General features: G+C 64.6%; 8 protein-coding genes. 3 read left to right on the forward strand and 5 right to left on the reverse strand.

Going from position 1 to position 9,604, the window contains the following annotated elements:
* Nucleotides 1-236: 236 nt before the first annotated feature.
* From ACFXHA_RS05955 to ACFXHA_RS05975, 5 genes are all read right to left on the reverse strand, one after another.
* Nucleotides 237-2,003 (reverse strand): AMP-dependent synthetase/ligase, encoded by a 1,767-nt coding sequence (locus ACFXHA_RS05955; RefSeq protein WP_379353368.1) that lies wholly within the window; start codon nucleotides 2,001-2,003, stop codon nucleotides 237-239.
* A 105-nt stretch (nucleotides 2,004-2,108) separates the two neighbouring features.
* Nucleotides 2,109-2,642: a nuclear transport factor 2 family protein gene (locus ACFXHA_RS05960; protein ID WP_379353370.1), complete on the reverse strand. Its 534-nt coding sequence runs from the start codon at nucleotides 2,640-2,642 to the stop codon at nucleotides 2,109-2,111.
* Between the two features lie 85 nt (nucleotides 2,643-2,727).
* Nucleotides 2,728-3,657, reverse strand: a complete 930-nt coding sequence (locus ACFXHA_RS05965) for an SDR family oxidoreductase (RefSeq protein ID WP_379353372.1) — start codon at nucleotides 3,655-3,657, stop codon at nucleotides 2,728-2,730.
* Nucleotides 3,654-4,967 (reverse strand): NADH:flavin oxidoreductase, encoded by a 1,314-nt coding sequence (locus ACFXHA_RS05970; protein WP_379353374.1) that lies wholly within the window; start codon nucleotides 4,965-4,967, stop codon nucleotides 3,654-3,656. The genes ACFXHA_RS05965 and ACFXHA_RS05970 overlap by 4 nt, the downstream gene beginning before the upstream one ends.
* On the reverse strand, nucleotides 4,964-5,725 hold the full coding sequence (locus ACFXHA_RS05975; RefSeq protein ID WP_379353376.1) for an EthD domain-containing protein: 762 nt from the start codon (nucleotides 5,723-5,725) through the stop codon (nucleotides 4,964-4,966). Before ACFXHA_RS05975 ends, ACFXHA_RS05970 begins: the two co-directional genes overlap by 4 nt.
* 580 nt (nucleotides 5,726-6,305) lie before the next feature.
* Between ACFXHA_RS05975 and ACFXHA_RS05980 the strand changes: the two genes are divergently transcribed.
* From ACFXHA_RS05980 to ACFXHA_RS05990, 3 genes are all read left to right on the forward strand, one after another.
* A complete protein-coding gene (locus tag ACFXHA_RS05980; protein ID WP_379353378.1) occupies nucleotides 6,306-6,911 on the forward strand; it encodes a TetR/AcrR family transcriptional regulator in 606 nt (201 codons plus the stop codon).
* A 360-nt stretch (nucleotides 6,912-7,271) separates the two neighbouring features.
* Entirely contained in the window at nucleotides 7,272-9,023 is a 1,752-nt protein-coding gene (locus tag ACFXHA_RS05985) for an FAD-dependent monooxygenase (protein WP_379353380.1), read from the forward strand.
* A 20-nt stretch (nucleotides 9,024-9,043) separates the two neighbouring features.
* A complete protein-coding gene (locus ACFXHA_RS05990; RefSeq protein WP_379353382.1) occupies nucleotides 9,044-9,418 on the forward strand; it encodes a DoxX family protein in 375 nt (124 codons plus the stop codon).
* The last annotated feature ends 186 nt before the right edge of the window (nucleotides 9,419-9,604 follow it).

Genomic DNA, 9,604 nt, shown 5'->3' on the forward strand with positions numbered 1-9,604 from the left:
GCCGTCACCAAGGTCACCAGGGGCCGAACCCAACGTCACCGCATGACGCCAGGATCAGATGCGCGACCCCGGATGTGAAGCAAAACGGTGACGTCAGATTTCCGATCCGGCATCGCAATTATCCTGCGTGCCAACCGAATTCACCGAGCAGCGGCCTAGCGGTTCACCGGCGGAGCCCAGACACCACTACCCCACTGCTCAGCGCCTGACCTGTTCGACTGGGACCAGCGAGCAACTCATTTCGAGGAGTAGATGGACTCGATGAGGTCGGCGTAGTTCTTCGCGACGACAGCACGTTTGATCTTGAGGCTGGGGGTGAGTTCGCCGGCCTCGATGCTCAGTTCTCGGGGCAGGATGCGGTGCTGTTTGATTGTTTCCCAACGGTTCAGGCCGGAGTTGACCTTGTCGATCGCTCGCCGCACGAGGTCGCTGACCTCGGTCTCGGTGATGCCTGCCGTGGTGTCCGGGTCGATGGTGAGCAGGATGCTGGCGAAGTTGCGGCCATCGGCGATGACGATGGCGTGGGAGACGATCGGGCAGGCAGCCTTGACCGCCGATTCGATCGCCGTGGGTGCGATGTACTTGCCGCCGCTGGTCTTTACCAAGTCCTTCTTGCGGTCGGTGATCCTGAGGAATCCGTCGGTGTCGAGCTCGCCGATGTCGCCGGTGGCGAACCACTCCCCCGAGTCCAGTACTTCGGCGGTCTGCTGCGGAAGCCCGTGGTAGCCGCGCATGATCCCGGGGCTTCGCAGCAGGATCTCACCGTCGTCGGCGATCTTGATCTCGGTGCCGGGGAACGCTCGCCCGACGGTGCCGATCCTGATGTCGCTCGGCCGGTTTACGAAGGACGCGCCTGTCGTTTCGGTGAGCCCGTAGCCCTCCAGGATCGGAAGGCCCGCGGCGGCAAACCATTCCGCGATCTGCGGCGAGAGCGCCGCACTGCCCGACACGAGATATTCGATGTTGCCGCCCAGCCGCGCACGGATCCGCGCGAACACCAAACGATCGGCGACCGCGAGTTGTGCTGCACGCCAAAGAGGTACGGGTTGCCCGGCCGCCTTGGTACGGACCGCGTCGATGCCGATCTCGAACGCCCAGGAGAAGAGGGTCTTCTTGATGCCACCGTCAGCCGTCGCGGTGGTGACGACACGGCTGTAGATCTTTTCGAAGATGCGGGGTGCGGCGGCCATGAAGCTGGGCTGCACGATCGCGAGGTTGTCGACGATGCGGTCGATGCGTCCGTCGATGGCGGTGATGAAACCGATTTCATACTGGGCCGCGAGCAGCAGTTTGCCGAATACGTGTGACAGGGGCAGCCAGAGGAACTGCAGGTGGTCTGGGCGGATGACGCCTTCGGATGCGACTGCTGCGCCGAGGTAGAGCCAGTTGCGGTGAGTGAGTTCGACGCCTTTGGGGCGCCCGGTCGTGCCCGAGGTGTAGACGATGGTCGCCAGATGATCTTGTGTCAGTGCGGCGAGTGCATCATCAACAGCGCCTGGCGTATTGCGCAGGTACGAGCGACCGATATCGCTGAGCTTCTGCATCGACAGCACACCGATATCGGCTCGATCGCCGTCGAACATCACGACGTGGCGCACGGTGCCGATCAATCTGCCACCCGATCGCAGCTTGCTCAGCTGTTCGTCGTTCTCTACGAAGACAACGGTGGCACCGCAGTCGGTCAGGATGTACTCGACGTCGTCGGCGTTGGTGCTGGGATAGACGGTTGTGGTGGCAGCCCCGGCAAGGGTGATCGCCAGATCGGCCAGCACCCATTCCACGCGGGTGGAGCTGGCGATCGCGATGCGTTGTTCCGCGGTGATACCCAACGCAAGCAGGCCGGCTGCCAGCTCGCGGGCGCGCCGCGCGGTGTCCGACCAGGTGAGCGTCTCCCACTGGCCGTCGGCGGTCGGTGTGCGGAATGCCGGGGCCGCGGGTGCTTGAGCACATTGCGCGAGAAATCGGGCGCCGACGGACGGGTGGGCGATTTGCGGGGCGGTCATCGTGTCATCTTTCGTTGCGGTCGAGGCGGTCAACCTCGGGTCCTGGGCATGTTTCGAGTCGAATCCCGTTGCGGCGGCTGCGGTGCCGGGCAGGGATGCCCGCCACTACTGGTTCGCGGCGTTCGTGCCGACGATCTGGTTCCAGACGACGGGTTTTCCGCCGCGCAGGGTTCGGTCCGCGAGCGATTCGAAATAGTGAAAGCCTGCTTCGCCTCCCCACCCCCACGACGAGGTGATCTGCCATCGCTGGATGCGCCAGACGCCGTCGACGTCGAGCCGAAACGTGCCTTCGTACAGCCCGCCCTGAACGCCGCACGGGAAGGCGGTCAGGAAGTAGCTCGACAGCTCGGCGTGGTCCGCGGCAGCCGAGACATCGATGGTCGTGTTGGTCGTGTGGTGGCGAAACCAACCGAATGGCAGTGCGCGGTAATGGCCGTCGATTTCGGCGCGGCCGTGATAGGAGACGGATCCTCCGCTGCCCGGCGGCTCGTTCTCGGCCAGCATGTCTGCATCGGCCATGAACACGTCGAGCAGCTCGTCGACGAATCCACCATCCATCAGCTGGACGTAACGAGCGAGCGCGCCGCGTACTGCTTCAAGGGCTTCGAGTCGTGCCAGTCTTGCCCCGAGGTCAGTCATTCGAGTGGTCCTTCGGAATGTGGGAGGGCTGTGCGGATGAGCGCCCCGGGTTGGCTCGGCCACCGAACACCGACGGCGGTCACGCTCACCGTCGGCGTCGGTTGTTCTTCCTCGTCTCGGGTGTGATCACGGAAACCGGTGCGGCTGAACCCTTTCCGCCGAAGGCGCGCTCGTTGTAGTCGCGGCGAGCCGTCTGATCCATGTCGTCGACGATGCGGCCGATCCCGGTAGCCATCAGCACACGTTCACGAACGGCACGGCCCACGAGGTGGCCGAGCTTGATGCTGACCCATTGACCGGCTGGCGACCACACCTCGAACCGGTTGTGCCGCACGGCATCGACGACTGCACGCGCGCAATCGTCCGGGGTCGCGGCAGGAATCAGCCGCGACGGCCTGTGCGTCCCCTGCGTCATCCCGGTCGGGATGTATCCGGGGTGAAGCACGGAGAAGCGCACGCCGCTGTCGCGGTATTCGAGCCGTAGACATTCGGTCAGCCCGACAACCCCGTGTTTGGTAGCCGTGTAGACGGCGCTGCCAGGCTGCGGGATCCGTCCCGCAGCCGAGGCGACATTGACCAGATGGCCGGTGCGCCGGGGCAGCATCCGCTCCAACGCGAGTCGTGAACCGACGATTGGGCCGATCAGATTGACCGCTACCTGCCGACGGCTGACCTCGTTGGTTTCGGTATGGAACGGGCCCATCCAGTCGATGCCGGCGTTGTTGACCAGGACCGCCAGCGGTCCGTTCGCCTTCTCCGCGGCGTCGAGGAACGCGGTGAACGATGCCTCGTCGCTGACGTCGAGCGCGATACCGACGGCACCGTTGCCGAGTTCGTCGGCCAAGGCCCGCGCGGCGTCAACATCGATGTCGCCGATGGCGACCCGTGCGCCTGCTCTCGCGAAGTGTGTGCTGATGGCGCGGCCAATGCCGTTGGCACCACCGGTAACCGCGACCGACGCGCCGTCGAGCGAGAACGCGGCAGATCGTGAACCACGCCGAAATACTGTCGTCATTGTGCTGTCCTTGGGTTGGCGGGGAACTCGGTTGCCGAGCGCGGCGTGGGATCGACCATCAACATCAGGTCTTTCCGAACACGGATTTCCTCGACGTAGCAGTCGATGGGCTTGCCGCCGTGACGGGCGATGCAGCCGTTGCAGTATCCGCAGACCGGGGCGTTGGTCACGGGCGTGCGCACATGGTCGAACAGGTACGGGTCGGCGATGAACGCACGTGCCGCCGACACGGCATCGCAGCGGCCGCTCGCAATGGCTGCGGCCATTCCTGACGTGGTGTGGAATCCGCCGACGCAAATGACCGGGATGTCGAGTCGCGCACAGAACTTCTCGGCCTGCGGGAGGTTGAATCCCTCACCGCCGGGTGCCAAGTGTTCGGCCGCCCGCTCGATCATCGGCGCGGCGGCGAGCATTGCCATCCGCTGGTAGCGGGGCTGATCCCGCCCGGCCCCTTCGGTGACGTGCGTTCTGATGAACCCCTTGTAGTGACCCAGGATCGTCGAGGGCCAGGATTCATAGATGCCGCGCGACACCTCGACGGCGTCGAGCCCCTCGTCCTGCAGGACCGCGGCGACGCGAACGAGATCGGCAGTGGCAGCACCTCGGCGAAACGGTGGCAGCATGTCAGTGCCGTTGATCTTCAACATGATCGGATAGTCGTCACCGACTCGGCGGCGGATCGCGCGGTACACCTCGCGCAACAGTCGCATCCTGTTGTCGAGGCTGCCGCCGTATTCGTCGGTGCGACGGTTGGTGTGCGGGGTCAGGAACTGCCCGAGCAGATATCCGTGGGCGGCGTGAATCTGCACACCGTCGAAGCCGACATCGCGAGCCCGTTCAGCCGCGGCCGCGAATGTCTCGACCAGGGCAGGGATTTCGTCTCTTCGCAGCGATCGTGGGGTGGTGCCGAGCATTGGTTCGCGAACCGAAGACGCGGACACAGGAGCCTGACCCGCGACGGCGGATTTACCGATTTGGCGGCCACCGTGATTGAGCTGCGCGACGAGCAGGCTGCCCCCGCCGTGCGCCAGCTGCACCCAGTCCCGCAAGCCCGGCTTCTTGTCGTCGGCGTCGATGCCGGCCTGGCGACCAGCCGACTTGCCCTGCAGCGAGACGTACAGGTTGCCGGTCACGATCAACGGAGTGCCGACGCGGGCCATCGGTTCGTAGAACTCGAGCAACTCGTCGGTGACGAAACCGTCTTCGGTGCAACGGGTTTCGCTGGTCGCCGACTTGTACAGACGACCCGGGACGATGAGCGAACCGATCTGCAATGGCCGCAGCAGCTCGCTGGTGGACGGGGTGATCATGAGCGGCGCCCGGGGCGGACGACCGGCACGGAGCGTTCGACGGAGTAGGCATGGACTGCGGTCAGGACGGTGTGCTGATCCTCGACTACGGCCGATACCGGATCGGATTTGATCAGTTCATCGACGGCGGATCTGCTGTCGATTCCGAATAGGACTGCGGCGTGATAGCGGCGCTGCGGCGGATTGTCGTGCGCGACTCCGGGTGAAGCGCCGATCAGCGGCGTGTAGGGCAGGAACGTGTAGGTGCGCAGGTCGCGTACGCCACCGGCTCGCAGCGCCGCTGCGATTCGGTTATGCACGAAACTGGAGAACGCGCCGTCCTTCACTCCGCTCCGACGGCGTAGTAGCAGCGCGACGTGATGACCGGCGGTGTCGTCGAATCCATCGGTCCACCAGCGGCCACCACCGGGTGCCGTCGGCTGCCCGAGCACCCGAGCGAAAAGGTTCTGTTCGTCGAGGTAGACCTCACGCGCATGCAGGGCCGTGGCCAAGGCGGCGACCATGCTCCGGAAACGGATCTCGGAGCACCCGTCGATGCGCCATGTGTCGTCCACCGTCGTCCCGACTCCCGTTGTCGCAGGCCAGAACCCGTGATCGGTGGGCGAGAAGTGACGCTGGTTGTATTCGACCAAGTTGGGGAGCTTCTTGACCTTGTCAGCGTGCGCGGTGGCCCAGTACGCGGTGGCGGTCTCACGCCCGAGGTCGTCGCGCAACATCAAGGGCGACACCATCGAGGTGGTGCGATGGGGGTGGCTCATTGGTAACTCCCTGTGTTGAAGCGCGGACCTGCGTGAGTCATCGAAATGGCAGGCAGCGGGCACTGCGCCCGAGTACGCCACAGACGCTCGGGTGGGCTTGGACGTGCCGCGGGACTCGTCGCTGCCCTCATGCGTCGTACCCATCACTGCGCCCCTTTTGATGCGACCCAGGACACATTGAACAACAGTGTTCGTTTTTGAGCAAGCATGTGTTGTGACGATCGAGGCGGGTCAGTTTCGAACATCTGTGCGCCATGGATGAACTGTCAGATCCACCCGCAACCAGCGGGCAGCCACCAGCGACGCCGCGAGTACCAGCCCGGCAGGGCCCAGGCGCGAGCGCGAATCATCCTGCGAATCAACAACTTCAGCACCGGCCGCAACTGCATCCAGCGATGCGTCGCGCAGCGCTTACACCAGCGTCGGCACGGGTGGCCTGTCCGCCGCCTAGCGAGGAGTGGCATTGAACAGTAGTGTTCAGAAGAGATCAGTATCGCTATCGACATGTCAGATGTCCCCGATATGGAACATTGACGTAACATCGGCTGGATCAATCGCACAAGACCTAAGGGCGGGGCTCGTGAGTACACCTACCGATCAGCGGATCAGTGATGCGGCCGTCCGGCTGTTCGTGGAGAAGGGAACCACACAGCTGACGATCAGCGAGCTCGCCCAGGAGGCGAACGTGGCCCGCGGCACGCTGTATCGCAACGTCGGATCGATAGAAGACCTCTTCGACCGCATCGTCCGTGACCTCAGCGCCGACCTGCATCGACGAGTGGCGGCGAGCTTCATCGGCATCGATGACCCCGCGGCCCGTCTCGCCACCGGCGTCCGACTCTGGGTTCGCCACGCTCACGAGAATCCGATGCAGGCGCGCTTTGCGGTCCGCTTCGGGTTGTCGGAGGAAGCGCTCCGCACCTGGATGATCGGGCCACCTCTGGCCGACATCAACGCCGGAGTCAAGTCCGGCCGCTACGACATCGGCCAGGCCAGTATCGACAGCATCGCGTCGCTCACCCTCGGTGCCACGATCAGCGCCATGTGGATGGTCCTGGAAGGCCATCAGACCTGGCGCGAGGCAGGATCCTCCACTGCGGAACTTCTGTTGCGCGCCATGGGCATCGGGCATGAAGAGGCCCGCGAAATCTCGACCTCCGAACTGCCGCAGCTCGCCGCCGTGTAGTCCCTCCACATTCCACCCATCAGCGCGCTGAGCCGCCATCAACCTGGCGCGCTTCCTCGCGGGACGACCGCATCCTCCTGCAGGCGATGCTCTAGGGGCCAACGTTGCGGTGAAGCCTTCCACACACACCGCACACCCCCGCTGCCCCAATTCCCCGATGGTCGCATCGGCCCCTTCACGAAGGACCGCAAGCGCGGTGCCTGGCAGTTCATTGTTTCGTCGCGTTCATCGCGAACCCGACCACGCCTTCAACAGGGCTACACATGCGTCCATATTGAGCCCCTGTAGATCATCATAGAACACTGTTGACATACATTGAACAGCCTTGTTCAATTGCTCTATCCTCCGAAAGGAAACGGAATGAGCAGGTCACTGCCGGGGCGCAACGAGGTCCCCGAGACGACGTCGGTCCTGGTGATCGGTGCAGGCCCGGTCGGTCTGACACTCGGCCTCGAGCTGGACCGCAACGGCGTCGACGCCCTGGTCGTGGAGCGCAATGCCACCAGCACACAGCACCCGAAGATGGACATCACCAACGGCCGCAGCATGGAGCTGTATCGCCGCCTCGGCGTCGCCGACGAGCTGCGGAAGGTCGCTATCCCTACCGATCACCGAATGAAGGTGACCTGGGCGACCAACGCCGTCGGCTGGGAGCTGGCCTCGTTCGACTACCCCAGCGTCGACGAGACCCACGGTGAAATCCGCCAGCGCAATGACGGCACCCTGCCGCTCGAACCCTGGATGCGCGTCTCCCAGGTGATCCTCGAGCCTGCACTGCGCGATGTACTCGAAGCCCGATCCCAGCACGTACGGGTCGAATTTGGTTGGGCACTGGACACTTTCACCGAGGACGCGGACGGTGTGACCGCCGAGCTGGTGGCACGAGAGACAGGGCAGCGCCGCACGATCCGCGCGCAGTACCTCGTCGGCTGCGACGGTGCCGGCAGCAGCACTCGACGACAGCTCGGGATCGAGATCGACGAGATCGACCTCCGGGGGCTGGTCCTCAAGGAGCTGGGCGTGACCCGGACCGTCGGGACGCTGGCCCGCACGTTCCTCGCCAACGGGCAGCGGCCCGTAGACGGGCGGTTCTACCTGGTGCATTTCACTACGCCGGACAAGGACATCCTGACGCGCTTCGGCACGGTGTGGCACCTGCAGTCCCCCGAGGGATGGTCGATGATCTCCCAGAACGACGGCGACACGTGGACCATGCACGCACCACTCGGCATCGGTGAGGATGCCGACAAGATCGATCCGCGCGAGTTCGTCTGCAAACGTGTCGGCCGAGAATTCGAAATGGACGTACTGGTCGCCAACGCCTGGACCCCGCGGCTCACGGTCGCGGACTCGTTCGGCCGCGGCCGGGTCTGGCTCGCCGGCGATGCGGTCCACCAGGTGCCTCCGACCGGCGGATACGGCATGAACACCGGTGTTGGGGACGCGATCGGCCTCGGCTGGGTCTTGGCTGCGCAAATCCAGGGTTGGGGAACACCGAGACTGCTCGAAGCCTACGAACAGGAGCGGCGTTCGGTCGCGCTGCGTAACCGTGCAGCGGCCGGGCGGCACAGCGTCATCCGCGGTGAGGTGATGGCGTTGTTCCGCAGTGCGATGCACAGCGAACGATGGTTCGGCGACCGCACCCGACGCGAGATCGGTCGTGAGATCAGCGACCTCGGCAACCTCGAAAACGAAGCGTTGGGAATCGAACTCGGCTACCGCTACGACACTTCTCCGGTCATCTGCCGCGAACCCGGGGCACAAGCCCCGCAGCAACGGATGGACGAGTACACGCCCAGCACCTGGCCCGGCGCCCGGCCACCCAGTGTGCATCTCGCCGACGGTCGAGCGATCTTCGACCTCTTCGGACGGGGATTCACCTTGCTGCGCTTCGCCGATCACGATGTCGATGCGTTCGTCGATGCCGCGGCGCTGCGCGGCGTACCGCTCGACGTTGTCGACATCCGCGACGAGCACGCCCGCAGCCTTTACGAACGCGACCTCGTCCTCGTCCGTCCCGACCAGCATGTCGCCTGGCGCGGCGACGCCGCGCCCGCGCAGCCAATGCGTGTCATCGACCGCATCCGCGGCATTCACACCCGAATCCACTGAGAATCGACGCGACAAGGCATATGAACCTCACACTCTGGCTCCTGCAAGCCCTGCTCGCCGCGATCTTCTCCGCGGCCGGCATCTTCAAGCTCACCCAACCCATCGACGTACTCGCCGCGAAACTCGGCGGTTGGGTACACGACTTCTCCCCCAGGGTTGTTCGTCTGATCGGAGCCCTCGAAGTCACCGCCGCGGTTGGCCTGATCGCACCGGCAGCGGTCAAGATCGTCCCGATCCTGACGGCCTTCGCCGCCGTCGGCCTCGTTGCCACCATGGTCGGCGCCGCAGTCGTTCATCTGCGGCACAAAGACTTCGGCAACATCGCGGGGAACCTACTCCTCATGCTGATCGCCGCTGTCGTGGCTTGGGGCCGCCTCGTTCCTTACGCCTACTGAACAACATGCGGCGCTCCCTGCCAGGCTCGCCAAGGCACTGAATGGCAGGCCGAGGCGGGACCGAGGCCCTAAAGAAGAACGATAAGGAGGGGTGTGGCGGTAATTGCGGCAGACCCCACCAGCCCCGATAGAGCCGGTGTCTTATAAAAAAATGACGCTGCCGACGACTAAAGCCGTGTAGATATA

The organism is Nocardia sp. NPDC059240 (assembly GCF_042753865.1).
In the GTDB taxonomy this organism is placed as follows: Bacteria; Actinomycetota; Actinomycetes; order Mycobacteriales; family Mycobacteriaceae; genus Nocardia.

Coding starts and splice junctions, on each gene's coding strand:
- ACFXHA_RS05955 (WP_379353368.1), bottom strand. CDS start 2,003: ATGACCGCCCCGCAAATCGCCCACCCGTCCGTCGGCGCCCGATTTCTC.
- ACFXHA_RS05960 (WP_379353370.1), bottom strand. CDS start 2,642: ATGACTGACCTCGGGGCAAGACTGGCACGACTCGAAGCCCTTGAAGCA.
- ACFXHA_RS05965 (WP_379353372.1), bottom strand. CDS start 3,657: ATGACGACAGTATTTCGGCGTGGTTCACGATCTGCCGCGTTCTCGCTC.
- ACFXHA_RS05970 (WP_379353374.1), bottom strand. CDS start 4,967: ATGATCACCCCGTCCACCAGCGAGCTGCTGCGGCCATTGCAGATCGGT.
- ACFXHA_RS05975 (WP_379353376.1), bottom strand. CDS start 5,725: ATGAGCCACCCCCATCGCACCACCTCGATGGTGTCGCCCTTGATGTTG.
- ACFXHA_RS05985 (WP_379353380.1), top strand. CDS start 7,272: ATGAGCAGGTCACTGCCGGGGCGCAACGAGGTCCCCGAGACGACGTCG.
- ACFXHA_RS05990 (WP_379353382.1), top strand. CDS start 9,044: ATGAACCTCACACTCTGGCTCCTGCAAGCCCTGCTCGCCGCGATCTTC.